This is a genomic window from Brevundimonas sp. (assembly GCF_036963785.1).
GTDB lineage: Bacteria > Pseudomonadota > Alphaproteobacteria > Caulobacterales > Caulobacteraceae > Brevundimonas.
The window spans coordinates 564,122-590,309 of sequence record NZ_JBALUS010000003.1 but is presented as its reverse complement, the minus strand read 5'-3'; the positions used below and the strand labels follow the sequence as shown (position 1 = coordinate 590,309).

Sequence of the window (26,188 nt, the reverse complement as noted above, 5' to 3'; positions counted from 1 at the left end):
GACCCCCGCCCATGCCCCTGCTGTCCCTGTTCGAGCCTGCTGTGATCCTGCCGTTTCTGGTGGCGGTGGCGCTGGTCGAGCTGACGCCCGGGCCGAACATGGGCTGGCTGGCGCTGATCGCGGCAGGACGGGGCCGGACGGCGGCGCTGGCGGCGGTGGCCGGGGTGACGCTGGGGCTGGCGGCGTGGATGCTGGCGGCGGTGGCCGGGGTCAGCGCGCTGGTGATCCAGTGGCCGTGGCTGTTCCAGATCATCCGCTGGGCCGGGGTGCTGTATCTGGCCTGGCTGGCGTGGGAGGCGTGGCGGGGGTCGGGCACCGACCCGGCGAGCAGCGAGGACGGCTCGCGCCGGACCCTGTTCCTCAAGGGGCTGCTGGCCAATCTGCTCAATCCCAAGGCGGCGGTCTTCTATACCGCCCTGCTGCCCACCTTCATGCGGCCCGGGGCCGGGTCGACGGTGGCCCAGGCGCTGACGCTGGGCGGGCTACATCTGGCGGTGGCGACCGCCATCCACGCCGTGATCGTGGTGACGGCAGCCGGCGCCGGCGGGCCGCTGCTGAGGCGGCTGGAGGGGCCGCTGGCGCGCGGCGTGATGGGCGGCGGTATCCTGCTGGTCGCCCTGTGGATGGCGTGGGAGACGCGCTAGGGCGAAACACCCTCTTTCGCAGGGGCATCGCCCTCGCGGCGGAGGGCATAGAGGCAGGGGCCCTGGATCGACGAGCCATCGGCCAGCCGGCGCGGCGTCAGACAAATCTGGAAGTCGCCGCTGTTCATGAGGACCACGTGATGGCGGATCGGTTCGAGATCGGGGGGCGTAATGCCCCCGCTGCAATCACGCGCGCCGTTCGGCACCTGCTCACTGACCGTGAGCCAGTCCAGGTCATCCGCATCCCTGTCGACAGACCAGCGGCCCCGGCTGACCGAGGCACCGCTCTCGAGAAGCAGGGTGCCGTCTGCCCGGAGTGTCCAGCGCTCGACGCAGGTCTCGGGCAGATGGAAGCCTTCCATGATGCCGACATAGCGATAGACGCCGGGAAATTTCGGCGCCCGGTCCGGGTCAGCGGATTGCGCCCGCGCGGTGACGGCCGGGATCAGGACAAGGGCAGAGGCCAGGACTGCGACGGTGTGACGAATGCCGGACATGATCCCTCCTGTGATGGACGAGGATTAGCGCAGGTCCCGAGGGCGATCCAGCGCCCGGGGCCGCGGATCGAGCAGCAGGCCCGAGACGGTCGCCGCCAGCAGGCGGTCGGCCAGCGGCAGGCGGGCCAGCTTGCCCAGCACATGGTCGCGCACCCACGGCAGCAGCCGGCCGTCAGCCTGATAGAAGGGGGTAAAGCCGAGGCTGAGCGCCTGATAGAGGCGGATGTGCCAGCGGCGAGCGCTCGCATAGGCGGCGAGCGCCTGATCCAGATCGGTATGGACGGCCAGCGCCTGCGACAGGGCGAAGGCATCCAGCAGGCCCATATTCACCCCCTGCCCCAGTTGCGGACTGGTGGAATGGGCGGCGTCGCCGATCACCGCCAGCCGGTCGGCGACCGGGCGGGCTAGCGTATGATGGCCATAGCGGGCGAGGGTCAGCTGGTCGGGGTCGGTCAGGCTGTCGAGCACGGGGGCGACCTCGGGCCAGAGGGTCCGCACCTCGGCCTTCCAGACGTCGAGCCCGGCGGCGCGCCAGTCGGCGTATGAGGCGGTCTTGAGGCTCCAGAAGAAGGTGGCCAGCGGCGGGTCGCGGCCGGGCTGGCGACCGACGGGCAGGACGCCGATCATCTTGGCCGCGCCGCGATAGACCTGCTCCAGCGCATGGGGATCGAAGGGCGCGCCGGGCCAGGGGACGGTGGCCCACAGCGCGCCATAGGACAGCTCGCGCCGCCGGGCGCCGAGCGATGCGGCGATGGCCGAGCGCGCGCCGGAGGCGTCGATGACCAGATCGAAGGCGGGGCCGGTTCGCCCTCCGGCATCGGTCAGGCGGCCGGCCTGCGCGGACACGATCTCCCGCCCCGTCTCGACCGTCACCCCGGCGTCGAGGGCCGCGCGGTACAGCACGTCGAACAGGGTCGCGCGGTGGACACCCAGCGCCCGGCGGGGACGCGACAGGGCCGCATAGCCGACGTCGAGGACGATCCGCCCGCGCCGGGCCTCTCGCCCGAACAGCCGGTCTATGGGCTGGGCCAGAGCCTCGACCTCGCCGGTCAGCCCCATGGCATCCAGCACCGCCAGACCGGTCGGCTGCAGCATGAAGCCCGCGCCGACAGGGGCGGCCTGATCGAAGCGCTCATGGACGACAACGCGATGCCCGGCGCGCGCCAGAAGGGTCGCGACCGCCAGCCCCGCCGGCCCGGCCCCCACCACGGCGATGTCGAGTGTGCGTCTCATCGGACCCTCCCCTTCCGCCTTGCCACAAAGTCAGGGGGTTGAGGAACCGGACGGCAACGGTCACGCTGGTCCCCCATGCTCAAATCAAGAATGAACCCGCGCGTCTTCTGGGGCGCCAGCCTGATCATCGGCCTTTTGCTGGCCGCAGCGCTGATCGCACCCGGCGCCTCGGACTATGCGTTCAGCCATGCCCAGGCCTGGGTGATCGACACCTTCGGCTGGTTCTATGTGGCCTCGGTGGCAGGGTTCGTGCTTGTGGTTCTGGTGTTGGCCATGGGCCCGACCGGGCGGCTGAAACTGGGGCCAGACGACGCCGAGCCGGACTTTCCCTATCTGTCCTGGCTGGCCATGCTGTTCGCCGCAGGCATGGGCATCGGCCTGATGTATTTCGCCGTGGCCGAGCCGGTGCAGCACTATGCCGCGCCGCCGGACGCCGTCCCGGGCACTTTCGCCGCCGCCCGCGAGGGGATGGTGATCACCTTCGTCCACTGGGGCGTGCATGCCTGGGCCATCTATGCGGTCGTAGGGCTGAGTCTGGCCTATTTCGCCCACCGCAAGGGCCTGCCGCTGACCTTGCGGTCCGGACTGCACCCGTTGCTGGGACGGCGGATCAACGGGCCGATCGGCGATGCGGTGGACATTTTCGCCATCTGCGGGACGCTGTTCGGGATCGCCACCTCGCTGGGGCTGGGCGTGGCCCAGATCAACAGCGGGCTGAACTATCTGACCGGCCTGCCGACCGGGCCGTGGGTGCAGGTGGGGCTGATCGCCCTGGTCATGGGGGCCGCGACAATCTCGGTCCTGACTGGTCTGGACCGGGGGGTGCGGCGGCTGTCCGAGCTCAATCTGGTGATCGCCGTCGGGCTGATGCTGTTCGTACTCGTGGCGGGTCCGACCGGGTTTCTGCTGAAGGCGCTGGTGCAGAATTTCGGTCTGTATCTGGACCATTTCTTCGAGCGGACCTTCAACCTCTATGCCTATGAGCCGCGCGGCTGGATGGCCAGCTGGACGCTGTTCTACTGGGCGTGGTGGATCGCCTGGTCGCCCTTCGTCGGCATGTTCATCGCCCGCATCTCGCGCGGGCGGACGGTGCGCGAGTTCGCCATGGGGGTGCTGCTGGTGCCGACCGGCTTTACCTTTTTGTGGATGACGGTGTTCGGCAATACGGCCATCGCCCTCGACATGGGTACGGCGGCGGGCGCCATCACCCAGGCGGTGCAGACGGACCTGTCGACGGCGCTGTTCCGGTTCCTGGAGTATCTGCCGGGCACGGCGATCACCTCGACGCTGGCGGTGTTGCTGGTGGCGGTGTTCTTTGTGACCAGTGCGGATTCCGGGTCGCTGGTGATCGACACCATTGCGTCGGGAGGCGCGGACGACACCCCCCGTTGGCAGAGGGTTTACTGGTGCTCGCTGCAAGGTCTGGCGGCGGCGCTGTTGCTGCTGGCCGGAGGTCTGGGCGCCTTGCAGGCTGCGACCCTGGTCGCCGCCCTGCCGTTTGCCATCATCATGATCGCGCTGAGCGTCGGGCTGATCCGACAGATGTATGCCGATGTCGCCGGGCGCGAGATCGAGACCGAGGCCCCGCCGCTGGCCGAACGGGTCAAGCGCATCCTGTCGCCGGCCCGCCGCAAGGACATCGACCGACAGATCGAGCGGCACGGCTTGCCGGCCATGGAGGCCGTGGCCGCCGCCTTAACGCTCGGGGGGATGGAGACGGCAGAAGTGGTTCGCGGCGAGGACGGGGCCGAGCTGGTGGTCCATCACCCCGGCTGGTCAGATTTCCGCTGGTCCCTGGTTGCGACCTCGCGCGCCCTGCCCGCCTTTTCCGCGCTGAACGCACCCGAAGGTCGGCGGGCCAGCGAATGGCGCCTGACCGGGCGCGGGCAGGACGGTCGCCAGCATGACCTGACCGGCTTTACCCGCACCCAGATCGAGGCCGCCATCCTGGAGCAGCTGGAGCGGTGGCGGCGGGGCTAGCGAAGGCGGCCGCAGGGGGCTAGCGTTCGCGCAGTTGTCCAAGGAGTGCCCCATGAGCCTGTCCCTGTCGCGCCGGTCGGCGCTGTTTGCCGGTGCGGGGGCTGTGGCCCTGCCAATGAAGGCCTGGGCGCAGGACGCGGCCCGGGACCATTCGGAGCTGGCGGCGGCGGTCGATGCCTATGTGATCCGCTGTATGGCGGCCTTTCCGGATCAGCCCGCACTGGGTGTGGCGCTGGTCAAGGACGGTCAGGCGATCCTGACGCGCGGCTATGGCGTCAAGGCCATGGACCGGCCGGGGCGGGCGGACGAACACACCCTGTTCGCCATTGCGTCGAACACCAAGAATGTCACGGCCGCCGCCCTCGCCATCATGGTCGATGAGGGCAAGGTGAAGTGGGACGAGCCGGTGCGGACCTATCTGCCCGGCTTTACCCTGTCGGACCCGTTCATCGGCGAGCGGATCACGGTGCGCGATACGCTGAGCCACCGGGCCGGGTTCGGACTGGGGGCCGGGGACCTGCTGTTCTGGCCGAACAGCGACCGGACGCGGGCCGAGGTGATGGCGGCCATCCCCCATGTGCCGATCGAGGACCAGTTCCGGGCGCGGTACCATTACTGCAACCTGATGTTCGTGGTGGCGGGCGAGGTGCTGGCCGCGGCCTCGGGCATGGCGTGGGAGGACTTTGTCCAGACGCGCATTCTGGACCGCGTGGGCATGTCCGAGACCGCCGTGATGGCCACCCGAGCGGACCCGTCGAAGTCAGCCCTGCCCCACGCGCGGGTGGGACCGCCCCTGCGCTATCAGGGCGAGATGACCCGCATCGCCGACAGTATCGCCGAGGTCTGGAACTGGGATTCCGCGGCGGCCGCGGGTGGCCTGTGCGCCAGTCCGCACGACTGGGCCAAATGGATCGCCGTGCGGCTGGCGGACGGCAAGCTGCCTGACGGGTCGCAGCTGTTTTCGGAAGCCTCGGCGCGGGAGATGTATCGACCAAACATCATCAGTTCGTCCTCGCCCGGGCCGACGGCCGAGCTGCCGGGGCGGTCAATCGCCTCGACCTATGCCATGGGCCTCGCGGTGCAGGACTATCGCGGCGAGCGGCTGATCAGCCACGGCGGCGGCTCGCCCGGCGGGATTTCAGCGACCGTACTGCTGCCCGGCCGGAACGCCGGTTTTGCGATCTTCTCGAACGCCGAGGAGAGCTATCTGCTCAGGGCGCTGCGGAGCGGCATCGCCGACATCGTCATGGACAAGACCGGCTTTGACTGGATCGCCGACAGCAAACGCTATGAGGCCGAGTCGACCCAGCGGTCGCTGGCCGCCGCCGTCGAGATTGACGCGAAACAGGCGGCGGGCGCTGCCCCCTCCCTGCCGCTGTCGGCCTATGCGGGGACCTGGCGCGACCCGTGGTACGGGGACATCGTCATCGAGCGGCGCGACGTGCAGCTTTGGCTGCGCTTCACCCATAACCCCGCGCTGCAGGGGCCGCTGGAGCCCTATGACGGCGAGACCTTCCGCACCCGCTTCCCGGACAAGCGCGAGGAGGACGCCTTTGTCACCTTCGAGCTGGAGAACGGCCAGCCGGTGCGGGCGACGGTCAAGGGCGTCAGCCCCGACATCGACTTCAGCTATGACTACCAGGACCTGAGGCTGACGAAGGTCTGAGTCCGAAAACCGCGAGACAGGGCGCGGGCGCCGGGGCAAGGTTCGCGACATGGAGAGCCCGCCCCCCCTGTCGGCTGAAGCCTGTTACCGCGCGGTCGTCGCCCGCGATGCGCGATTCGACGGGCGCTTCCACACCTGTGTGAAGACGACGGGCATCTATTGCCGTCCGGTGTGTCCGGCGCGGACGCCGCTGTTCGGCAATATCGAGTTTGTCGCGAGCGCCGCCGAAGCCGAGGCGAAGGGCTACAGGCCCTGCCTGCGGTGTCGGCCCGAGACCGCACCCGACTATTCCGCCTGGCGCGGAGAGGTTTCGACCGGGGGCGCCTGGCGCGGGACCGCCAATACCGTCAGCCGGGCCCTTCAAATGATCGATGAGGGCGCGCTGGATGAGGGCGGGCTGGACCGGTTGTGCGACCGGCTGGGCGTGGGGGAGCGGCACCTGAGGCGGCTGTTCCGGGCGCATCTGGGCGCCTCGCCCGTGGCCGTGGCCCAGACCCGGCGGGTGCGACTGGCCAAGGCCCTGCTGCATCAGACGCGCCTGCCGATGGCCGAGGTGGCCATGGCCTCGGGGTTCGGCAGTGTGCGGCGCTTCAACGAGACCTTTCAGGCGCTCTATGACCGGCCGCCCTCGGCCCTGCGACGGGGCGCGGGTGAAGAGCCCGGGGCGGGAGTCGAGCTGTCGCTGAGCTGGCGTCCGCCGTATGAGCTCGACGCCCTGATGGCGGCGCTGGCCGCGCGGGGCGATGCGGTCGAGGGAGGCGTCTGGTCGCGCGCCCTCGACCGCGAGAGGGACGGCGCGTCCGGACGGGTCGAGGCGAGGGCGGGCCGTGGGAATGCCCTGCAGGTGCGGGTCGAGGCCGACCGGCTGGACGCACTGCCCCGGGTGCTGGCACGGGTGCGGCGGGTGTTCGACCTGGGGCATGACCCCGAGGCGCTGATGCGCGATCTGGGCGGGGATCCGGTGCTGGGGCCGAGGGTGGCCGCCCGGCCCGGCCTGCGCCTGCCGGGGCCGTGGGTGCTGGACGACGGGGCCGTGGCGCCCGCCGACCGCTGGCCCGATCCGGACACCGAGGCGCTGGCTGAACGCTGGCGCCCCTGGCGGGCCTATGCGGCCCTGTATCTGATGATGGACGAGGAGACCGATCATGCGACATGCGCGTGAGCTATCGCTGGACCGGGTGGAGTCGCCGCTCGGCCCCCTGCTGGTCGTGACGGATGCCGGGGGGGTGGTCCACGCGCTGGACTTTGCCGACTATGAGCCGCGCATGCGCCGGCTGATGAAGCTGCGTCACGGGACCGTGGACCTGTCGGCGGGTGGCGAAACCGGGCCGGTCCGCGCGGCGCTCGATGCCTATTTCGGCGGAGAGGCCACGGCGCTGGACCGGCTGCCGATCGAGACGGGCGGCACGGAATTCCAGAGGTCGGTGTGGCAGGCCCTGCGCGCCATTCCGCACGGCCAGACCCGCACCTATGGCCAGCTGGCTGAGGCCATCGGGCGCCCCACCGCCGTGCGGGCCGTCGGTCTGGCGAACGGCGCCAATGCCATCGCTGTGATCGTGCCCTGCCATCGGGTGATCGGCCGCGACGGCACCCTGACCGGCTATGCCGGCGGGCTGGAGCGGAAGCAGTGGCTGCTGGAACTGGAGCGCGGCGAAGGCTGACGGTTTCGCTTGCGTTCGCGCGCCAAGGGACTATGTTCATGCCCACTTATGCTGAAAGTGAGCATAAGTGGGACGGCCGGGGCGATCCCGCCGTCCTGTTTCGGGCCTCATATTTGCTCAGATTGAGCAAAAGGAGAGAGAGATGGCAGACGGCGCATTCGGACTGAGCCCGGCGACAGAGGCGGCCACGGCGGCCATCTGGCCCAAGGTTCGAGATCATGTGACGCCGCTGGAGTGGCCGGTGCAGGCCGAGCTGATCGTCGAGATCAACCGGCTGAAGCGCGAGCGGAACGCCGTCATCCTGGCCCACAACTATATGACGCCGGAGATTTTCCACGGGGTCGGCGATTATGTCGGCGACAGCCTGGGCCTGGCCAAGGAAGCCGCGAAGTCCGAGGCGAAGGTGATCGTCCAGGCCGGCGTGCACTTCATGGCCGAGACCTCCAAGATCCTGAGCCCCGACAAGACGGTGCTGATCCCGGACCTGCGCGCGGGCTGCTCGCTGGCGGCCTCGATCACCGGGGCGGACGTGCGGCTGATCAAGGCCCGCTATCCGGGCCTGCCCGTCGTCACCTATGTGAACACCACCGCCGATGTGAAGGCCGAGACCGACATCTGCTGCACCAGCGCCAATGCCGTGCAGGTGGTGGAATGGGCCGCGAAGGAATGGGGCGTCGACCGGGTCATCCTGATCCCCGACGAATTCCTGGCGCGGAATGTCGCGGCGCAGACCAGCGTCGGGATCATCGCCTGGAAGGGCCGGTGCGAGGTGCACGAGCGCTTCACCGTCGACGACATCGCCGAGATGCGCGCGGCCTATCCGGGCGCGGAAATCCTGGCGCATCCGGAATGCCCGGAAGAGGTGCTGGCCGCTGCGGACTTTGCAGGATCGACGGCCGCCATGAGCGATTATGTGACCCAGCGCCGTCCCAAACAGGTGGTCATGATCACCGAGTGCTCGATGGCATCGAATGTCGCCGCCGATGCGCCGGACACCCGCTTCATCGGTCCCTGCAACCTGTGCCCGCACATGAAGCGGATCACGCTGGAAAATATCCGCGACTGTCTGGTGAACATGCAGTTCGAGGTGACGGTGCCTGAGGCGCTGATCGAGCCCGCGCGGCTCGCAGTGCAGCGGATGGTGGACCTGCCGCCGCCCGCAGTCCCGGCGCGTTATGACATGATCAAGGCCCGCCACCATGTCGATGTGGAGCTGATCTGATGCACTATGTGGCCCCGACCCGGGTGGTGGCGAAGATCGAGCCGCGCACGCTGAAACTGATGACGCTGCTTGCATTGTGGCTGGGCGTGACACAGCCCACATTGCGGAAATGAGCGACACCCTGCCCCCGACCCGTCCGACCCGCCCCGGCTCCCATGCCGGACCCTGGGGGTCCGCGTCGGGCACCCGCGCGCAGCCGTCGGAGACGCGCGTCGCGACTGCCCCCGAGGACAAGGGTCAGGGGCTGGTCTGGGCGGTGCTGTCGACCGTGCTCTTGGGCGGCTTCATCTGGTGGATCAGCGGCAGCTGGGTGATCGCGGTGGCGGCCATCATCGGCCTGTTCGTGCACGAATACGGCCATGTGCTGGCCATGAACCGGCTGGGGATGGGCCCGGCCAAGGTCTATATCATTCCCTTCCTCGGCGGGCTGGCGAAGGGTCAGCGGATGCCGAAGAGCGAATGGGATGGCGTGCTGGTGTCGCTGGCGGGGCCAGCGCTCGGCCTGCTCGCGGCCCTGCCCTTCTTCGCCCTCTATTTCGGAACGGGAGAGACGATGTGGCTGAACGGGGTGTTCGCCATCGGCCTGATCAATCTGGTCAATCTGGCACCGGCCCCGCCGCTGGACGGATCCAAGGCGCTGGGCCCGGTGCTGGCCCGCATCCATCCCATGGTCGAATACGCCGTCATGATCGCCATCGGCGCCCTGGTGGTCTGGTGGGGGATTTCGAACGGCAGCTTCATCTTTGCCGCCTTCCTGGCCATCGCCCTGATCGGCCATCTGAAGCGCGGCCAGTGGCGGCCCGAGGGGCGGCAGCTGAACTGGCGCGAGGCCGGCTATAGCGTCGGCCTGTTCAGTGTGACGGCGACCGCCTGTCTGGGTGTCACGGCCGCTGCCTTCCTGATCCCGACCGGGGGCGATGTGAAAGGGGCACTGGACGTCGTCGGACGCTTCCTGTCGATCGGCCGATGAAGACCGTACGCCATGAGGGGCCGCTGATCATCGGCGGCGGACTGGCCGGCCTGTCGGCCGCGCTGGAGGCAGCCCCCGCCCCGGTGCTGGTGGCCACGCCCGCAACCCTGCTGGAGGCCTGTGCCTCGGCCTGGGCGCAGGGCGGAATGGCCGCCGCGCTGGCAGAGGATGACACCTCGAGCCTGCACGCGGACGATACGATCGCCGCCGGCGCGGGACTGGTCGAGCCGGAGCGCGCCCGGGCTCTCACCGATGCGGCCAAAGACACCATCCACTGGCTGGACCAACTGGGGGCGCCCTTCGACCGCGAGGCGGACGGTCACTATCACCTGAGCCGGGAAGCGGCCCATTCGCGGGCGCGGGTGGCGCGGGTCGGCGGCGACGGCGCCGGACGCGCGATCCTGTCGGCGCTGGTGACGGCGGTCCGGGCCAGTGCCCATATCACTCTTTGGGAAGACGCCCGACTGACCGGTCTGGTGCGGGACGCAGACGGCCGCGTGCGCGGGGCGATCCTGACGCGCGGCGAGCGGCGCGTGCGGGTGATTGCCCCGGCGGTCATTCTGGCCACCGGCGGGATCGGCGGCCTGTATGGGCGGACGACCACGCCCGGCGCGCTGCAGGGGGCGGGCATGGCGCTGGCCTGGCAGGCCGGGGCAGAGATTCTGGACCCTGAGTTTGTGCAGTTTCACCCGACCGCCATCCGCCTGACGACGGCGGGCCCGGACAGCGATCTGGTGTCGCCCCTGCCGCTGGCAACCGAGGCCCTGCGGGGCGAAGGGGCACGGCTGGTCGACCGCGAGGGCCGGTTCCTGCTGGGCGAGGCGGACAGTGCCGATCTGGCGCCCCGCGATCAGGTAGCGCGGGCCGTATATGCCGCCGAGATGGATGGGCGCGGAGCATTTCTGGACGCAACGCAAGCCATCGGCGCCGCCTTCCCAACGGCGTTTCCGGCGGTCTATGCCGCCTGTATGCGGATGGGGCTGGACCCGCGCCGTCAGCCGATCCCGGTGGTCGCCGCGGCCCACTATCACATGGGCGGGATCACCGCCGATGCCGACGGCCGCACGACAGTCGGGGGCCTCTATGCCGTGGGTGAATGCGCGGCCACCGGCGTGCATGGCGCGAACCGGCTGGCGTCCAATTCGCTGCTGGAAGCCGCCGCCTTTGGCCGCCGGGCCGGACGGGCGGCGCGGGTCGAGACCCTGCCGGCACCGTCAGCGCTGGTCGAGATCATGGGGACGGACCTGCCCGAGGCGGCCCTTGCCCGGGTGCGGGAGTTGATGGACCGCCATGTCGGGGTGGTGCGCGAGGCGGAGGGACTGACCACGGCCCTGGACGAACTGGCGCAGATCGAGGCGGAGCATCCGGGGGCCCTGGCTGTCGTCGCCGCGACCCTGGTGGTGCGGGCGGCGCTGGCCCGCGAAGAGAGCCGGGGCGGCCACTACCGTGCTGACTATCCCGACACACGTACCGAAGCGCGTCACAGCCGGGTGGTGCGCGATGCCGCCGAGGTGCCGCAACCGCTGATGGCGGCCGAATGAAGGACGTAGCCCCCATGGCCCCTGCCCTCCCCGACCTGTTGATCGAACCGGTGATCCGCGCCGCGCTGGCCGAGGATCTGGGCCGCGCGGGGGATGTGACGGCGGCGGCCTGTATTCCGGAAGACGCGCGGGTGAAGGCCGTGTTCGCCGCCCGCAAGGACGGTGTGATGGCGGGCGGGGCCTGTGCGCGGCTGGCGCTGCACGCCCTGGATGCCGAGGCTGCCGTCGAGGTGCGGGTCGCCGACGGGCAGAGGTTCGGAGCGGGCGATGTGCTGATCGCGGTCGAGGGTCGGGCGCGCGCCATTCTGGGGGCCGAGCGGACGGCGCTGAACCTGCTGGGGCGGCTGTGCGGGATCGCGACCCTGGCGCGGGCCTATGTGCAGGCGGTCGAGGGCACGGGCGCGCGGATCGCGGATACCCGCAAGACCACCCCGGGCTTGCGCGCCCTGGAAAAGCACGCCGTGGCCTGTGGCGGCGGGACCAACCACCGCTTCGGTCTGGATGACGCCATCCTGATCAAGGACAACCATGTCGCCGTCTGTGGCGGTGTGGCCGAGGCCGTGCGGCGGGCAAAGGCCCATGCCGGGCATCTGATGAAGGTCGAGGTCGAGGTCGACGGGCTGGATCAGCTGGAGGCGGCCCTGGCCGAGGGGCCGGACGTGATCATGCTCGACAACTTCAGCCTGGACGATCTGCGGCACGCGGTGGCGCGCGTGGCGGGGCGCGTGACGCTGGAGGCCTCGGGCGGGGTAACGCTGGAGACGGTTCGGGCGATCGCAGAGACCGGCGTCGACGTCATCTCGGTCGGCGCCCTGACCCATTCGGCGCCCAATCTGGACATCGGGCTGGACGCGGCCTGAGGGGTATCAGCTTTCCGAAGCGACAGGGCTGACCGGAGCCGGAGTCGCCTGACGGCGCGCGGGCGTTTCCGCCGGAGCCGGGGTGGCCGTCGCAGGCCGCGGCGCCGCGGGGGTGGCAGCCGGGGCAGGAGCCGGCGCCGCCTCGGCGCGGACCTCATCCTCGGTGCGACCTTCCTGGGCCAGCAGCAGGCTGTAGGCGACGGCCTGGCCGACTTGACGGACGGGTTCGGCCGGATCGAGGCCCGCCTGAACCAGACGGGGCTGATCGCTACCGGTCGAGGGGGCCGGGTCATAGGCGAAGGCGCGGCTGGAGCCCGAACGCCCGCCGAAGCGGTAGAAGACGTGATCGCCGACCTGACCCACGCGGATCAGCGAGGTGCGCCAGCGCGGGCTGACGCCCGTGGTGTGGAAGTGGGTGGCATTGCCGACCGGGGCATAGACCCCGCCGGACAGGGCCTCGGAGGCGACCTGACGGGCCCGGTTCCAGGCGCCCTGGTTCACACCGCGACGCATGGAGCCGTCGCAGGTGAAGCTGAACTGGCAGCCGGTGCGGCGACCGGCGCCCTGGAAGACCACGGCACAGACAGTCTTGGGGAAGGCGGGGTGGCGGGCGCGGTTGATGACCACCTGGGCCACCGCACGCTGGCCGTCACGACCCTCGCCGCGGGCTTCGTAATAGACGGCCTGGGTCAGGCATTCGAGATCGCGGCTGGCGTCCAGCGCACTGCCGAGGCGGAACGGCTGGGCCGCCGGATGCGACGGATCGGTGGACGCGAGGCGCAGCCCGGGCGTCATATCGGGGCCGGTCGGGCGCAGCTGTTCCAGACGCGCAGTCAGCAGCTCGGACTGACGGTCACGGCGGCTGGGCCCGGCAACAGTATAGGGGTCATGGCGGCGGGCGATGGCCAGGGCACTGGCGTTGAGCCCGCCCGCAGCGGCAGCAAGGGCTTCTTCGGTAAAGCCGGCCGAGGCCGCCCCGTCCAGACGGACCGCCTGGGCGCGCAGGGTCGTCGCCTTGGCCACGGTGCCGCCCAGATAGGCCACGCCGATCGCCAGACCGAACAGTCCACCCACGAGCGCCGCGGCAACACCGGGCGTCAGTCGTGTACGGGCAGCCGAGGTGTCGGGCGTTCGAGGCGACAGGGGCGATGACAAAGGCTTTATCCAGTCCGCAGGGCGCAATGCCGCCCCTTATTTAGTCTGTCGATGTGCGGGGGTTTCGCGAAACCACGCACACGACGAGGCCGACGCACCGGCAGTCCGCCGTTCGTCGGGGACGCGCCTTTAACATAGCCAATGTGACCCAAATAGGGTTGATTCGCAAGAATCAGAGGGGGTGAAGCATTTTTGCCCCACCCATTGTCGATGCGATAGATGATCCGTGCACACTCTGTGTTGTGCGCGACAGATCATGGCGCGATATCTGGGCTCAAGGGTTCAAGCTGAGTTCAAAGGTCAGATGGACGCATTCTTGGTGCGCTCAAGTGCAGTGTGGACGAAACCTTGGACAACTTGCTGTTCCGGTGTGGTTTCTCAAGGGCTTGCGAAGACCCGGGAACCGCCAGAGCCGGGGACACGTTTTCCCGTCAATGCAAAGCCTGACCGGGATCGTCCCGAGCCGGCCACCCCGACCCAGAAGGTGATGACATGACCCGCAAGACCGTGATGACCGCCGCCCTGATCTCGACCTTCGGCCTGGCCTTGGCCGCTTGTGGCGCCACGATTGAACAGAAGGCCGCAACCGGTGCCGTCGCCGGCGCCGTCGTGGGCGGACCCGTGGGAGCCGCCGTGGGCGGTGCGGCCGGTACCGCTGTCGGCCAGGCCACCAAGGACGATTGACCTTCCGGCCACAGATGAGGCGGGAAGGCCGCCGCAACCCCGCTGAGACTTGATCCGCGCAGGCTTGAGCCCTAAAGCCCCCCGGTCGGTGATGCCTGTCGCCGACCGGGTCCGGCCATGAGTGTCGAGGCTCCGCGGATCATTCGACCGACCCACCCTAGCAGACCGAGACTTGATGAAAGATCTGAAGCAGACCGGCTTTGCCGATCGCCTGGCCACACAGGCCGAAGCCAAAAAAGCCCTTCTGGCCCGTTTCAAGCCCAAGCCCTCCATCCCGGATCCCGATTTCGATCGGCGGGCCGAGATTCTGGCTGCTGAAAAGGAAGCCGCGCGCCTCGAGAAGGAGCGGCTGAAGCAGGAGAAGGAAGCCGAGAAGCTGGCGGCCAAGGAAAAGGCCCGTCTGGAAGCCGAAGCGAAGAAGGCCGCCGCCGAACAGGCCAAGGCCCAGACCGCCGAGCAGATCGAAGAACAGCGCCGCAACGAGCGCCGTGAGCGCAAGGCCGCGATCAAGGCTGAACAGCGGGCGCGTCGGGCCGAGAAGAAGGTTCGCCGCTAGGGCCTCAGCGGCTGGAGATCAGGCCTCCAGGGCGGCCCTGAGTGCATCTATCGCGAAGGGCTTGCGCACCAGCGTCCAGGGGGCGTCGCGCAAGGCTGCATCGACGTCGTCGCCCGCATAGCCGGTGGCCAGCACGATCCGCATGTCCGGATAGAGGGTGCTGGCGCGGCGGGCGAGATCGAGGCCGGACATTTCCCCCGGCATGACAATATCCGTCAGCAGGATATCAAACCGTTCGGCCTTGAGCCGCTTCAGGGCCGTGGCAGGATCCGACGCTGTGGTGACGCTCAGCCCCATGGCCTCCAGGAGGGCCATGGCGATGGCCTGGACCTCGGGATCGTCCTCGACCAGCAAAGCAGAGTGCTCTCCCCCACGGACCGGTGAGGTCTTGCGGGCCGGCACGGCCACAGCCTCATCCTGCTCCATGGCTACCGGAAGATACATCTCCATGCGCGTGCCCTTGGCCGAACCGGTCACGACGTGGATGGCGCCGCCACTTTGCTTGAGGAAGCCATAGACCTGCGACAGGCCGAGACCCGTGCCCTTGCCGACCGCCTTGGTGGTGTAGAAGGGCTCGAAGATGCGCTCTCGGACCTCATCGGGAATGCCGGGGCCGTCATCGCTGACCGTGATGCGGACATAGTCACCGGGCTCAAGGTCACTGATCTCGCCCGCCTTGACCTTGAGGCGACGGGTCTCGACCTCGACACAGCCCTTGCCGCCCACGGCGTCGCGCGCATTGACCAGCAGATTGAGCAAGGCCGCCTCGAACTGGGCCGTGTCGACCCGGACCCGGGCCCCACCACGCCGCAGGCGGGTGTGATAGGTCATGCCCCCGCCCAGCGCCCCCCGGATCAGGGGCTCACCCTCACGGATCAGGGCGTTGACGTCGACGGACTCGGGCCGCAGCGCCTGCCGACGTGAAAAGGCCAGCAGCTGGTGGGTCAGGCGTTCGCCGCGCCGGGCCGCGCTGAGGGCCGCCTCGGTCAGCTTCAGCCGCTTGGCTTCGTCGACCTTGTTGTTGAGCAGCATGTCGAGGCCGCCGATGACCACCGTCAGCAGATTGTTGAAGTCGTGGGCCACGCCGCCGGTCAGACGTCCGACCGCTTCCATGCGCTGGGCGTGCATCAGGTCGGCCTCGGCCTGGGCCTTGTCGAGCAGGGCCCTGCCGACCCGGTCCTCGAGCAATTCGTTGATGCGCTTCAGGTCGACCTCGGCCTGTTTGGCATCGGTGACGTCAAAGGCGACGCCGACAAAGCCCTGCACCTGGCCCTGGGCGTCCAGACGGGGGCGCGAGAAGGATTTCAGCCAGCGCCAGACGCCATCCTGTCGACGATACCGCCCCTCAAGGCTGAAGGGTTGGCCGGTGGCCTCCCCCGCCACGGACTCGGCAATGATCCGGTCGCGGTCGTCGGGGTGGATGAATTCGCGCCAGTCGGTGTTGAGCGTCGCGGCATCCTCGACGCCCATGAACTGGACGTAGGCCTGGTTGACGAATTCCCGTTTGCGATCCTCGGCCGTGACCCAGATCAGGACGGGTGCATCGTCGGCCATGGCGCGGAAGCGTTGCTCGCTCTCGCGCAGGGCAGACTCGACCTGCCGGACCTCGGACAGGTCGATATTGGCTCCGACCACGCCGAGGAAACCCCCTTCCGCATCGAAACGCGGGCGGGCATGGGTCGACAGAATCCGCCATTCTCCATCCGCGCGCAGATAGCGGGCCTCGATCTCGAGCGGGGTGCGGGTCTGCAGGGCGTTCATGCAGGCCGACCAGACGCGATCACGGTCTTCGGGGTGAATGGCCTCCATCCACGGCGCCAGATCCGTCAGATCCGTCGGGCGGTCTCCCCAGAAGCGGCGAAACTCGGCGTTGAGATAGACCCGGCCCTCGTCATCCCCGGTCCACAGCATGACCGGCGCGACATCGGCGATATCCCGGAAACGGGCCTCGTATTCATCCACCCGCGCCGCCGCCGCCTGGAGGTCAGCCACGGTCGTGTCCAGACGCCGTATGGCGCGCCTGAGGGCCGACGCCACCCAGGTGACGAACAGGCCGACGACGATGAAGTTGACGGTCGCGACCCGACCGAGATTGCTGGTCAGTCCGACCCCATCGGCGTTCGGCCCGGCTACAACCCAGCCGCCCAGCAGGCACAGGACGACCGCGACCGCACCCGCGATCCGTCCGCCCGCCAGCGCCGCCAGGATCACGGCCGGCAGCAGGATCATGAAGCCTGTAACTTCGGCGTAGAACTTCGAGAGCGCATAGCGCAGCGCGATGGCCACCACCGCCGCGACAAGACCAATCAGGATGGCTTGAAAGATCGTGGGAGGCGGCGTGCGTGCCAGCCGTGCCAGAAATAGGTCCGCACTCAACCACGCGCGATCAGCGGGCACACCGCCCCGGCCCTCGCCCTGATTCATCGGATCGGTCCCCACCGCGTCACAACACGCTCACCCGGCGATGAACGCAAGCGTGACTATTGCGTTCCTACGGAGAGCCGGAGCGACCGGCGCAGTTGTTCCGGCCGCGACCCTTCCTATCTTTGGGTCTGACCCGGACACCCATTCCCAGGAGCGTATATGACCACCGCCACCATCCAGACCGGACTGAAAAAAGCCGACCGCAGCGAAGTCTCGCAGGCCCTGACCAAGGTGCTGGCCGACAGCTTTGCCGTCTATCTGAAGACCCACGGCTATCACTGGAACGTCCGGGGACCCGAATTCTTCACCCTGCACAACCTGCTGGAGCAGCAATATACGGAAATCTGGGGCGCGCTGGACGACATCGCCGAACGGATCCGCGCGCTCGGCATCCTGGCCCCCCAGGGCTATGCGACCTTCGGCAATCTGACCGCGATCAAGGACGGCGATCCGGAGCAGGAGGCCGAGGCCATGCTCAAGGAGCTGATGCGGGACCATGAGACCCTGATCGCCACGACCCGCGATACCCTGTCGCTGGCTGACGACGCGGGTGACGAGGCGACCGCTGACCTGATGACCCAGCGTCTGGCGGCGCACGAGAAGTTCGCCTGGATGCTGCGTTCCACCCTGGGTGGCCGCTAAGCGGCGCTGTGAGGCGACCGTCTCCCGGTCGCCTCAGCCTGCCTGAAATTCGCCCGGTTGAGCGGCTAGCATCGTGTGCTGAACCGATGAAAGTCCTATATCCCGCCCCATGCGCCTGATCGCACCCATTCTCGACTGGCTGAAGGCCCGGTTTCCCGACGGTCGGGGGACGGGGCTGAGCGTTGTCGCCCTGCTGGCGCTGTCCGGTGTGGCCATGACCGCCAGCTCGACCGCGCGGCCGGAACTGGACCTGCGGGTCCAGGCGGTGATGGATGCCACCCGGGGCGACCTGGGACCGGGCGGGCTTGAGGCCATGGCGGCCCGCATGAACCCCGCCCAGCTGGCCCTGGCCATGCGACACGATCCGGGTTTCCAGACGGTGGGCCATTTCGGCATGACGCCGGGCTGGGAGACCCTCTCGCTCGGCGGCAAGCCGACCCTGGAGCAGGGCGAGACCGGGCTTGAGGCCCACCGCCTGAACGCTGCCCGGCCGGTGTCCCGGGGCCTGCTGCGACCCGCGCGGCCCTTTTCGCTGGGCAAGATCGCCACGGCCGATCGAAACCGCGCCCTGCGCTGCCTGACGCAGGCCGTCTATTATGAAGCGGCGCTGGAGCCGCGCCCCGGTCAGGAAGCCGTGGCGCAGGTGGTGCTGAACCGGGTCCGGGATCCGAACTTCCCCAATAGCGTCTGTGGCGTGGTCTTTCAGGGCGCCGAGCGGGTGACGGGCTGCCAGTTCAGTTTCACCTGTGACGGAGCCCTGTCACAGGCCCCGGTAGGCTGGGCCTGGAAGCGGGCCGAGGATGTCGCCCGCCGCGCGCTGGATGGCCATGTTTCCGAGCGGGTCGGCACGGCCACCCACTATCACGCCGACTATGTGCACCCGTGGTGGGCGCCCAGCCTGGGCAAGATCGACCAGATCGGCGCGCATATCTTTTATCGCTGGAAGGGCTATCCGGGCGAATCCGCCGCCTTTTCCCAAGCCTATGCCGGGCGCGAGCCGGTGATCGACGAAGCCCGCTTTTCGCGGCCCCGCCTGCTGGTGGCCGACGCGACACTGGACGGTGAGCTTGAGACAGCGGCCGACGGTACGGTTGTGGGCGCCGCACCCCGGACCGTCGAGATCAACGGGCAGACCCGGGTCGTCGGGGCCGTGAGCCTGGGCGGACGTCGCCAGCCGACCCCCGAGGAGATCGCCGAGATCAACCGCAATCTGGCGGACTTCGAGACGGAGGAAGCCCCCGCGCCCCGGGCGGCCCCCGCCCCTGTGCCGGGTGTCGTGTCCCTGGACGTCGAGGAAGTCGGTCGGCCCACCCGCTAGGGCATTTCCCGACGCGATGAGACTGGCCTATTGAAACCTGAACGGCGCAGCGGCATTCATACGGTTCCGGCACACAGCGCCGCTTCCGAGACCTGGATGCCTGATACATCGCCCGACAGCCCATCCTGGACCGAAGCCGAGCGGCTGGCTGCGCTCCTCGATTACGAAATTCTGGACACCGAGCCGGAACGCGCCTTTGACGAGATTGTCGATCTGGTCGCGACCCTGTTCGACGCGCCGATCGCGGTCGTCAATCTGATCGATGAAGGCCGCCAGTGGTTCAAGGCCGAGAAGGGTCTGGGCGTCCGCGAGACGCCGCTGGACACCAGCTTTTGCGCCCATGCCATCCTCGAAGCCGAGCGTATGGTCGTGCCGGATGCCACGCAGGATCCGCGCTTTGTCTGCAATCCGCTGGTGACCGAAGCGCCGGGCTTGCGCTTCTATGCCGGGCAGTTGCTGAAATCCGCCGAAGGGCTGCCGCTGGGCACCCTGTGTGTTCTGGACACCGAGGCCCGCCCGGAGGGCCCCACCGACATCCAGATGAGGGCCCTGGAGGTCCTGGCCGCCCAGGTCATGACGCAGTTGAACCTGCGCCGGGCGCTGAAGCAGCAGCAGCGCTCCGAAGCCGAGTTCCGCGCAATCACCGACTCCCTGCCGCAGATGGTCTGGGCGACCCGGCCGGATGGATTCCACGACTATTATAACGCCCGCTGGTACGAGTTTACCGGTACGGCGCCGGGCTCGACGGACGGGGAGGGCTGGAACGACGTCTTTCATCCGGACGACCAGCAGCGCGCCTGGGGTCTGTGGCGGCACTCGCTGGAGACGGGCGATCCCTATGAGATCGAATACCGGTTGAAGCGGCACGACGGCGTCTATTGCTGGACACTGGGCCGGGCCACGGCGGTCCGGGACGAGACGGGCAGGATCGTGCGCTGGTTCGGCACCTGCACCGACATCGACGATCTGAAGAAGATGGATCAGGCCAAGGAACTGCTGAGTCAGGAACTGAGCCATCGGATCAAGAACATCTTTGCCGTGGTCTCGGCCCTCGTGGCCCTGTCCGCCCGGAAGTACCCCGAGGCCAAACCCTTTGCCCAGGCGCTGCGCACGCGCATCAATGCCCTGGCACGGGCCCATGAGTTCGTCCGCCCGCACAGCGATGTGTCGCAGCCGCTGATGGGGAATATGACCCTGCACGGCTTTCTGGCGGCCCTGTTCAGTCCCTATACCGACGATCAGGGGAACGCCCGGGTGCGGATCAGCGGTGACGACGCTGCCTTCGACGACCAGGCCGCAACCTCGGTCGCGCTGCTGTTCCACGAACTGGCGACCAATGCGTCCAAATACGGCGCCCTGTCGGTTGAGGGAGGGTACGTCGAGGTGACCACGGAGCAGTCAGACAGCGGTACCTTCCATCTGGCCTGGCGCGAGCGCGGCGGGCCCGAGGTCAAGGGCGTGCCGCAGACAGCGGGTTTCGGATCGTCTCTGGCCACCCTGTCCGTCGAGGGTCAGCTGGCGGGCAAATTGTCGCGCAACTGGAACCCGGACGGGCTGGAAGTACTCATTGATCTTCCCGGAACCGCCCTGTCCAGACGCAAAGCCGCCCGCGACCTTACAAGGGCGTAACCCCCGCAACCGGCACGTCTATTGCACGTTCTTTAAGCAACGCCCCTTAACCTCTAACTGGAACCCATCCCCGTAAAGCCCATGTCTGCCCGTATCCTTATCGTCGAAGATGAAGCCCTCGTGGCCATGGAGCTGCGCTTCGTGCTCGAAGACCTCGGCCACGAGGTCGTGGGCACGGCTGCGGATTCGGCGGCGGCCATGAAGATCGCCAAGGAGACCGAGGTCGATCTGGCCCTGGTCGACATCCACCTTTCGGACGGACCGACCGGGGTGACGATCGGGCGCGAACTCGCGGTCGATCACAAGGTCGCCGTGCTGTTCATGACGGCTAACCCCGGCATGGTCCGCAACGGCGTAGCGGGCGCCATTGGTGTGCTGTCCAAGCCGACCGAGGAACGGATCGTGCAGGATGCGGTGGCCTATGCCCTCGATTGTCGCAGTGGGCAGGTTCGCAATATGGCGCCGCCCCAACTGCAGTTGTTCGACGACGGTGCCCGGGCCTGAGCATGCAAGACGTGAAAGGCTCTACCGTGGAGCAGCTCGTGTATGTCAGCCGCAGTGTCCGGAGCGTCAGCAGCGCCATCGGCATGTCAGACATTCTGGCAGAGGCGCGCCCCAACAACGCGCGCGACGGCATTACCGGCTGCCTGACGGCCATCGATGGCCGGTTCGTGCAGGTGATCGAGGGCGAGGCCGACAAGCTCGACGATCTGATCAACCGCCTGCTTCGTGACGAGCGCCACACCGAACTTCGCGTCCTGGAACGGCGCACGGTCGCGGAGCGCGCCTTCCCGCAATGGGACATGCTGAGCCCGGTCCTTGTGACCGCCGAGATCGACGACCTGCGCCGGCTGATGCGGGATGACTCACGGGGCGGGCTGGACGATTTTATCGGTCCGCTGCAGACCGCTCTGGCCCGTCAGAGCGAGGTCCTGCACGAGGCCCGGACCCTGAGCGACGCCCCTCGCCCTGAAGCGTCGAACGATGACGAGGCCGAACGCACGGCCTGATCAGGCTTACCAGACGCCGATCTTTTCTGCTTCCGCATGTGAAATGGGATTGCCGGCCCGGGCGTGGTCGACCTCGGCCAGATAGCGCGCCGCCTCCAGCGCCGCCATACAGCCCATGCCCGCCGCCGTGACCGCCTGACGGTAGACATCGTCGGTGACGTCCCCTGCCGCATAGACTCCCTCGATGGAGGTGGCTGTCGTGCCCGGCTTGACCACCAGATAGCCGCCCGACTTGGTTTCCAGTTGACCATTGAACAGTTCGGATGACGGGGCATGGCCGATGGCGATGAAGACCCCGTCGGCCGGCAGGTCCCGTGTCGCCGTGCCTTCGGTCTCGCGGATCCGGACGCCGGTGACGTTCGAGGCGATGCCGTCCGTCTGGCCGAGGATTTCCTCGACGACATGGTTCCAGACCACCTCGATCTTGGGGTGGGCGAACAGCCGCTCCTGCAGGATCTTCTCGGCACGGAACTCGTCCCGACGGTGCACGACCGTGACCTTCGAGGCAAAATTCGTCAGGAACAGCGCTTCCTCGACCGCCGTATTGCCGCCGCCGACCACCACCACCTGTTTGCCGCGGTAGAAGAAGCCGTCGCAGGTCGCACAGGCCGAAACGCCGAACCCCTGATATTTCTGCTCGCTTTCCAGACCCAGCCATTTGGCCTGGGCACCCGTCGAGATGATCACCGTCTCGGCCAGCAGTTCAGTGCCGGAGTCGAGCGTCAGCCGGAAGGGGCGCTGCGAGAGGTCGGCCTTGGTAACAATGTCCTGGATGACCTCGGTGCCGACGTGTTCGGCCTGGGCCTGCATCTGCTCCATCAGCCAGGGGCCCTGAATCACCTCGGCAAAGCCCGGATAGTTTTCGACATCCGTGGTGATGGTCAGCTGGCCGCCCGGCTGGATGCCGGCAATGACCACGGGCTCAAGCGAGGCGCGCGCGGCGTAGATGGCGGCGGTCCAGCCGGCGGGGCCGGACCCGATGATGGCGACACGGACGGTGCGGGGTTGGGAAGAGGAACTGCTCATGCCGCCTATTTAGGGGCTGATTCCCGATCATGCGATGGCTAGTGTGGCGCGAGGTGGAGAAGGAGCTGGGGATGAGTGAGAACAAGAACGCGGCCTTCCTGCCGCTGGGCATGGGCGTGGGGATCGCCATCGGTGTGGCGCTGGGCACGGCGTTGGACAATCTGGCGCTGGGACTGGCGCTGGGCGTGGCCATCGGGGCCGGTCTCGGCGCCAGCGGCATGGCGGCCGGCAACCGGAAGAAGAAGGACGGCGACGGGTCGGCGGGCGTCGCAGCCAGCGACACCAGCGAGCGGTCCTCGAAGGATTTCGACGCGGGTGACGGCGGCGGAGACGGCGGTGGCGGCGGCGGCGATTGACGCCCGCCCCCGGCCGATAAAGAAGACCGCATGAGCGACCTCGGACACAGCGCGCGCGAGACGCGGACCTTCATTCGCCGGTTTCTGGCGATCGCACGGCGCAACGTCGACCACGAGGCGGTCGCGGAAAATGTCTATGAAAACGGCGGCCTGAGCGGGCGCTATCTGATCATGACCGGGATTTCGGCGGCCATCGCCATCCTGGGCCTGATGCTGTCGTCCCCGGCCGTGGTCATCGGGGCGATGTTGATGTCGCCGATGATGGGTCCGATCGTGGCCCTGGGTTTTTCTCTGGCCCTGCTGGACTTCAGCGAGATGAACCGGGCGCTCCGGGCGCTGGCACTCGGCTTTGGCCTGGCGCTCATCGTGGCCGTGGTCCTGACCCTGCTGTCACCACTGAAGGAGCCGACGGCCGAGATCCTGGCGCGGACGCGGCCCAACTTCTTTGACCTGCTGATCGCGGTCTTTTCCGGCATTGCCGGCGCCTATGCGGTGATCAAGCAACGGGGCGAGACGATCATCGGTGTGGCCATCGCCACCGCCCTGATGCCGCCCGTGGCGACGGTGGGCTTTGGCCTCGGCACCGGCGACATGGGGATCGCCGGCGGGGCCTTCTTCCTGTTCATGACCAACCTGGTGGCCATTGCGCTGGCCGCGACCCTGACGGCGGGCTTCTATGGCTTCCGGCCCCGGCTGATGGAGCGACCGGTGAAGTGGCGGGGACTGGCCGTGGTGCTGGTCTTTGCCGTGCTGGCCGCCCCGCTGGCGCTGTCGCTGCGCGCCATCGGTCTGGAAAGCCGCGCGACCGCCGAGACGCGGCTGGCCGTCGATGCCATCTTCGCCGGGTCGGAATCCCGCATCACCCTTCTCGAGGTACGCAGCCAGTCGGGCGAGGTGACGGTATCGGCCCTGATCAGCACCCGGGCTCTGGTGGCCGACGCCGAGCGCCAGTTGCAGCAGCGGCTGACCGCAGCCCTGCATGTGCCGGTGGCCGCAAACCTCGACCAGATCGTCGTCGCTGATCCGCAGGCCGCCTCGCGCGCGGTCCAGGCCAGCCCGGTCTCGGCCCCCGATCCGGTCGCGGCGCTGCGCGGTCGCCTGATCGACGCCATTCCCTTTGCCACCGACGCCATCATGCTGAACACCGAAGGCTCGCAGGCCGTCGTGCTGTTGCGGCCCGAGGCCGGACTGAACCTGCAGAGCGCCTATGCGCTGGAAACGGCCCTGACCCAGCGGTTCGAGGGCCTGTCGGTTCTGGTGACGCCGCCCGTGCAGCTGTTCGACACCGTGGATCTGGGCGATCCGCAGGCGCGTGCCCGGGCGGTCTGGGCCCTGTCCCGGTGGCGGGCCACCCCGGCCATCCGCATGTGTCGCCCGGAACAGCCGCCCGAGCCTGAAACCCCGCCCGCCGAGGGCGAGGCCGCACCGGCCCGTCTGGATTCGGGTGAGACCTTCGTCGCCGAACTGGCTGCGGCGGGGGTGTCGACGACCACGGACGGCGCACCGACCTGTCAGCGCGGCGACATCAATACCGCCCGGCTGTCCTTGCTGAACTAGGCGCGCCAGGCGTCGTAGCGACGGAGCAGTTCGCGGGCGGCGCGGTCGGTCTCGGCCAGGGGCACGCGCGGCGTCGCCGGAAAATCGAGCGTGCCGTCGAACGGGCGGGCCAGACCGCGCGTGATCAGGGCCTGGCGCAGGCGGTCAAACTTGGACCCGGCCTTGCGGGCCACCATGGGCAGAAGGTGCACCGGGCGACCGGTCGAGGCGGCCTCGGCCGCCATATTGGCGCTGTCCTCGGTCACCAGCACATGGTCGGCCGCACCCAGAAACGCGAAATAGGGATTGTCGCCCTGCCCGTCCCAGACCCAGCCGGGCCCGGTGTCCAGACGCCGACGGATGAGGGCTTCGGCCTCCGGGGGGGTGCGGCGCGACAAGGTGACCATGACCGAGCCGCCGACGGCCTGCACGGCCCCTGCGATCTGATCGGCCAGCCGGGCCGCATGGTCGGGCGGCAGGTCGTGACTGGCCGAGCGCCCCCCTACCAGCACGGCCACACGGGGACGGGGCAAGGGGTCAAGACGGTCGGCGAAGGCCGCCACCGCATCGGCGATCCGGGCGGGGGTGATGCGGTGGGGAGAGCCGAGGATGGAGACCACATTGGGCCCGCTGAGCCCGTCATGCTCGGGGGCGACGACCAGATCGAAGCGGTCGGTGCGCCAGCGCGGGTCCTGGGTCTGGACGACGAAGGGACGATCAGGTCCCGCGCTTGTGGCCCTGACAGACAGCGGCAAGGAGGCACGGCCGGTGGCGATCCAGATGTCCGGCCAGGGCGCGCCATCGGGCGGCAGGACAGGATCGGATGCCGGATTGCGCATCCACGGCTGTTTCAGCGCGGAGGGCCATTTGTCGAAAGCGGGACGCCAACCGATACGGCAGACTTCGATGGCGGCCGGACGCAGGCGCTGGACAGCCTCGGCCAGTCCCAGCGCCTGATTCTGGATGCCGGCCCGGCCGTCAGAGACGACCCGGATCCGGAGGGGAGACGCGCTGTCGCGTGTCAGATCCACTCGACCTTGAGGATTTCATAGGCCTTGACGCCACCGGGCGTGTTGACCTCGACGACGTCGCCGACCTCTTTCGAGATCATGGCGCGTGACAGGGGCGAAGTGATCGAGATCCGGCCCTGTTTCACATCGGCTTCGTGCTCGCCGACGATCTGGTAGCGGGCCTCTTCCTCGGTGTCCTCATCGACCACGGTGACCGTAGCGCCGAACTTCACCTGCTCGCCCGAAAGCTTGGACACGTCGATGACCTGGGCCCGCGACATGCGGTCCTCGATCTCGGCGATCTGGCCTTCGATCCAGCCCTGGCGTTCCTTGGCGGCGTGATACTCGGCGTTTTCGGACAGGTCGCCGTGCTCACGGGCCTCCGAGATCGCCGAAATCACCGCGGGACGTTCCACGGACTTCAATTGCTTGAGCTGATCGTCCAGGGCGCGATAGCCGGGGGCCGTCATCGGCACTTTTTCCATAGGATGGTGAGTTTCTTGTTTCGCCCGACTGCGGAGAGGAAGGTCAACCTTGATAGAAGGTCGCGGGGCGCGCGCGACCGGGG

The 26,188-nt window shown here is 68.5% G+C and carries 25 protein-coding genes; 18 read left to right on the top strand and 7 right to left on the bottom strand.

Annotated features, from left to right (window positions below; translation table 11 throughout):
* Positions 1-11 precede the first annotated feature (11 nt).
* Complete coding sequence (locus V7672_RS09675) at positions 12-644, top strand: LysE family translocator (protein ID WP_335624382.1); 633 nt, start codon at positions 12-14, stop codon at positions 642-644.
* Here the strand turns inward: V7672_RS09675 and V7672_RS09670 are convergent.
* Both V7672_RS09670 and V7672_RS09665 read right to left on the bottom strand, forming a co-directional pair.
* Positions 641-1,141 carry a hypothetical protein gene (locus tag V7672_RS09670; protein ID WP_335624381.1) on the bottom strand — a complete coding sequence of 167 codons (501 nt, stop codon included), beginning with the start codon at positions 1,139-1,141 and terminating at the stop codon, positions 641-643. The two genes, V7672_RS09675 and V7672_RS09670, sit on opposite strands and share 4 nt — an antisense overlap.
* A 24-nt stretch (positions 1,142-1,165) precedes the next feature.
* Positions 1,166-2,374, bottom strand: coding sequence for an FAD-dependent oxidoreductase (locus tag V7672_RS09665; protein ID WP_335624380.1), 1,209 nt, complete (start codon positions 2,372-2,374; stop codon positions 1,166-1,168).
* Positions 2,375-2,449: 75 nt separating this feature from the next.
* Between V7672_RS09665 and V7672_RS09660 the strand changes: the two genes are divergently transcribed.
* The 8 genes from V7672_RS09660 (at position 2,450) to nadC (ending at position 12,274) form a co-directional block, all read left to right on the top strand.
* The gene (locus V7672_RS09660; protein ID WP_335624379.1) at positions 2,450-4,354 is read left to right on the top strand and encodes a BCCT family transporter; all 1,905 of its coding nucleotides are present in this window, start codon (positions 2,450-2,452) and stop codon (positions 4,352-4,354) included.
* 52 nt (positions 4,355-4,406) lie between these two features.
* Entirely contained in the window at positions 4,407-6,020 is a 1,614-nt protein-coding gene (locus tag V7672_RS09655; protein ID WP_335624378.1) for a serine hydrolase, read from the top strand.
* 49 nt (positions 6,021-6,069) lie between these two features.
* Entirely contained in the window at positions 6,070-7,182 is a 1,113-nt protein-coding gene (locus V7672_RS09650; RefSeq protein ID WP_335624377.1) for a bifunctional transcriptional activator/DNA repair enzyme AdaA, read from the top strand.
* Positions 7,166-7,681, top strand: a complete 516-nt coding sequence (locus V7672_RS09645) for a methylated-DNA--[protein]-cysteine S-methyltransferase (RefSeq protein WP_335624376.1) — start codon at positions 7,166-7,168, stop codon at positions 7,679-7,681. Before V7672_RS09650 ends, V7672_RS09645 begins: the two co-directional genes overlap by 17 nt.
* A 142-nt stretch (positions 7,682-7,823) precedes the next feature.
* Complete coding sequence (gene nadA, locus V7672_RS09640) at positions 7,824-8,903, top strand: quinolinate synthase NadA (protein ID WP_335624375.1); 1,080 nt, start codon at positions 7,824-7,826, stop codon at positions 8,901-8,903.
* 109 nt (positions 8,904-9,012) lie between these two features.
* On the top strand, positions 9,013-9,873 hold the full coding sequence (locus V7672_RS09635; RefSeq protein WP_335624374.1) for a metalloprotease: 861 nt from the start codon (positions 9,013-9,015) through the stop codon (positions 9,871-9,873).
* On the top strand, positions 9,870-11,414 hold the full coding sequence (locus tag V7672_RS09630) for an L-aspartate oxidase (RefSeq protein ID WP_335624373.1): 1,545 nt from the start codon (positions 9,870-9,872) through the stop codon (positions 11,412-11,414). Before V7672_RS09635 ends, V7672_RS09630 begins: the two co-directional genes overlap by 4 nt.
* Before the next feature lie 14 nt (positions 11,415-11,428).
* Complete coding sequence (gene nadC, locus V7672_RS09625) at positions 11,429-12,274, top strand: carboxylating nicotinate-nucleotide diphosphorylase (RefSeq protein ID WP_335624372.1); 846 nt, start codon at positions 11,429-11,431, stop codon at positions 12,272-12,274.
* Between the two features lie 6 nt (positions 12,275-12,280).
* Here the strand turns inward: nadC and V7672_RS09620 are convergent, their stop codons facing one another.
* Positions 12,281-13,429, bottom strand: a complete 1,149-nt coding sequence (locus V7672_RS09620; protein ID WP_335624371.1) for a cell wall hydrolase — start codon at positions 13,427-13,429, stop codon at positions 12,281-12,283.
* Between the two features lie 492 nt (positions 13,430-13,921).
* Here V7672_RS09620 and V7672_RS09615 point away from each other — a divergent pair, with 492 nt between their 5' ends.
* Both V7672_RS09615 and V7672_RS09610 read left to right on the top strand, forming a co-directional pair.
* The gene (locus V7672_RS09615) at positions 13,922-14,113 is read left to right on the top strand and encodes a hypothetical protein (RefSeq protein WP_335624370.1); all 192 of its coding nucleotides are present in this window, start codon (positions 13,922-13,924) and stop codon (positions 14,111-14,113) included.
* A gap of 175 nt (positions 14,114-14,288) precedes the next feature.
* Positions 14,289-14,669 (top strand): DUF6481 family protein, encoded by a 381-nt coding sequence (locus V7672_RS09610; protein WP_335624369.1) that lies wholly within the window; start codon positions 14,289-14,291, stop codon positions 14,667-14,669.
* Positions 14,670-14,687: 18 nt separating this feature from the next.
* Here the strand turns inward: V7672_RS09610 and V7672_RS09605 are convergent, their stop codons facing one another.
* Positions 14,688-17,093, bottom strand: a complete 2,406-nt coding sequence (locus V7672_RS09605; protein ID WP_335624368.1) for a PAS domain-containing protein — start codon at positions 17,091-17,093, stop codon at positions 14,688-14,690.
* 159 nt (positions 17,094-17,252) lie between these two features.
* Between V7672_RS09605 and V7672_RS09600 the strand changes: the two genes are divergently transcribed.
* The 5 genes from V7672_RS09600 to V7672_RS09580 all read left to right on the top strand — a co-directional run bounded on the left by V7672_RS09600 (position 17,253) and on the right by V7672_RS09580 (position 21,692).
* Positions 17,253-17,735 carry a Dps family protein gene (locus V7672_RS09600; RefSeq protein WP_335624367.1) on the top strand — a complete coding sequence of 161 codons (483 nt, stop codon included), beginning with the start codon at positions 17,253-17,255 and terminating at the stop codon, positions 17,733-17,735.
* 109 nt (positions 17,736-17,844) lie between these two features.
* Positions 17,845-19,053, top strand: a complete 1,209-nt coding sequence (locus V7672_RS09595; RefSeq protein WP_335624366.1) for a cell wall hydrolase — start codon at positions 17,845-17,847, stop codon at positions 19,051-19,053.
* Positions 19,054-19,149: 96 nt separating this feature from the next.
* Positions 19,150-20,682 (top strand): sensor histidine kinase, encoded by a 1,533-nt coding sequence (locus tag V7672_RS09590; protein WP_335624365.1) that lies wholly within the window; start codon positions 19,150-19,152, stop codon positions 20,680-20,682.
* A gap of 81 nt (positions 20,683-20,763) precedes the next feature.
* Positions 20,764-21,186: a response regulator gene (locus V7672_RS09585; protein ID WP_335624364.1), complete on the top strand. Its 423-nt coding sequence runs from the start codon at positions 20,764-20,766 to the stop codon at positions 21,184-21,186.
* Positions 21,187-21,212: 26 nt separating this feature from the next.
* Complete coding sequence (locus V7672_RS09580) at positions 21,213-21,692, top strand: BLUF domain-containing protein (RefSeq protein ID WP_335624363.1); 480 nt, start codon at positions 21,213-21,215, stop codon at positions 21,690-21,692.
* 6 nt (positions 21,693-21,698) lie between these two features.
* Here the strand turns inward: V7672_RS09580 and trxB are convergent, their stop codons facing one another.
* Positions 21,699-22,718, bottom strand: coding sequence for a thioredoxin-disulfide reductase (gene trxB / locus V7672_RS09575; protein ID WP_335624362.1), 1,020 nt, complete (start codon positions 22,716-22,718; stop codon positions 21,699-21,701).
* A 71-nt stretch (positions 22,719-22,789) separates the two neighbouring features.
* On the opposite strand from trxB, the gene V7672_RS09570 reads away from it, so the two are divergent.
* Together V7672_RS09570 and V7672_RS09565 are read left to right on the top strand one after the other, a co-directional pair.
* Entirely contained in the window at positions 22,790-23,074 is a 285-nt protein-coding gene (locus V7672_RS09570) for a hypothetical protein (RefSeq protein WP_335624361.1), read from the top strand.
* Between the two features lie 30 nt (positions 23,075-23,104).
* Complete coding sequence (locus V7672_RS09565; protein WP_335624360.1) at positions 23,105-24,631, top strand: TIGR00341 family protein; 1,527 nt, start codon at positions 23,105-23,107, stop codon at positions 24,629-24,631.
* Here the strand turns inward: V7672_RS09565 and V7672_RS09560 are convergent.
* Together V7672_RS09560 and greA are read right to left on the bottom strand one after the other, a co-directional pair.
* The gene (locus V7672_RS09560; protein WP_335624359.1) at positions 24,628-25,641 is read right to left on the bottom strand and encodes a mitochondrial fission ELM1 family protein; all 1,014 of its coding nucleotides are present in this window, start codon (positions 25,639-25,641) and stop codon (positions 24,628-24,630) included. The two genes, V7672_RS09565 and V7672_RS09560, sit on opposite strands and share 4 nt — an antisense overlap.
* Positions 25,632-26,105, bottom strand: a complete 474-nt coding sequence (gene greA / locus V7672_RS09555; RefSeq protein WP_322258876.1) for a transcription elongation factor GreA — start codon at positions 26,103-26,105, stop codon at positions 25,632-25,634. Before greA ends, V7672_RS09560 begins: the two co-directional genes overlap by 10 nt.
* Positions 26,106-26,188 lie beyond the last annotated feature (83 nt).

Coding starts and splice junctions, on each gene's coding strand:
- V7672_RS09675 (WP_335624382.1), top strand. CDS start 12: ATGCCCCTGCTGTCCCTGTTCGAGCCTGCTGTGATCCTGCCGTTTCTG.
- V7672_RS09670 (WP_335624381.1), bottom strand. CDS start 1,141: ATGTCCGGCATTCGTCACACCGTCGCAGTCCTGGCCTCTGCCCTTGTC.
- V7672_RS09665 (WP_335624380.1), bottom strand. CDS start 2,374: ATGAGACGCACACTCGACATCGCCGTGGTGGGGGCCGGGCCGGCGGGG.
- V7672_RS09660 (WP_335624379.1), top strand. CDS start 2,450: ATGCTCAAATCAAGAATGAACCCGCGCGTCTTCTGGGGCGCCAGCCTG.
- V7672_RS09655 (WP_335624378.1), top strand. CDS start 4,407: ATGAGCCTGTCCCTGTCGCGCCGGTCGGCGCTGTTTGCCGGTGCGGGG.
- V7672_RS09650 (WP_335624377.1), top strand. CDS start 6,070: ATGGAGAGCCCGCCCCCCCTGTCGGCTGAAGCCTGTTACCGCGCGGTC.
- V7672_RS09645 (WP_335624376.1), top strand. CDS start 7,166: ATGCGACATGCGCGTGAGCTATCGCTGGACCGGGTGGAGTCGCCGCTC.
- nadA (WP_335624375.1), top strand. CDS start 7,824: ATGGCAGACGGCGCATTCGGACTGAGCCCGGCGACAGAGGCGGCCACG.
- V7672_RS09635 (WP_335624374.1), top strand. CDS start 9,013: ATGAGCGACACCCTGCCCCCGACCCGTCCGACCCGCCCCGGCTCCCAT.
- V7672_RS09630 (WP_335624373.1), top strand. CDS start 9,870: ATGAAGACCGTACGCCATGAGGGGCCGCTGATCATCGGCGGCGGACTG.
- nadC (WP_335624372.1), top strand. CDS start 11,429: ATGGCCCCTGCCCTCCCCGACCTGTTGATCGAACCGGTGATCCGCGCC.
- V7672_RS09615 (WP_335624370.1), top strand. CDS start 13,922: ATGACCCGCAAGACCGTGATGACCGCCGCCCTGATCTCGACCTTCGGC.
- V7672_RS09610 (WP_335624369.1), top strand. CDS start 14,289: ATGAAAGATCTGAAGCAGACCGGCTTTGCCGATCGCCTGGCCACACAG.
- V7672_RS09605 (WP_335624368.1), bottom strand. CDS start 17,093: ATGAATCAGGGCGAGGGCCGGGGCGGTGTGCCCGCTGATCGCGCGTGG.
- V7672_RS09600 (WP_335624367.1), top strand. CDS start 17,253: ATGACCACCGCCACCATCCAGACCGGACTGAAAAAAGCCGACCGCAGC.
- V7672_RS09595 (WP_335624366.1), top strand. CDS start 17,845: ATGCGCCTGATCGCACCCATTCTCGACTGGCTGAAGGCCCGGTTTCCC.
- V7672_RS09590 (WP_335624365.1), top strand. CDS start 19,150: ATGCCTGATACATCGCCCGACAGCCCATCCTGGACCGAAGCCGAGCGG.
- V7672_RS09585 (WP_335624364.1), top strand. CDS start 20,764: ATGTCTGCCCGTATCCTTATCGTCGAAGATGAAGCCCTCGTGGCCATG.
- trxB (WP_335624362.1), bottom strand. CDS start 22,718: ATGAGCAGTTCCTCTTCCCAACCCCGCACCGTCCGTGTCGCCATCATC.
- V7672_RS09570 (WP_335624361.1), top strand. CDS start 22,790: ATGAGTGAGAACAAGAACGCGGCCTTCCTGCCGCTGGGCATGGGCGTG.
- V7672_RS09565 (WP_335624360.1), top strand. CDS start 23,105: ATGAGCGACCTCGGACACAGCGCGCGCGAGACGCGGACCTTCATTCGC.
- greA (WP_322258876.1), bottom strand. CDS start 26,105: ATGGAAAAAGTGCCGATGACGGCCCCCGGCTATCGCGCCCTGGACGAT.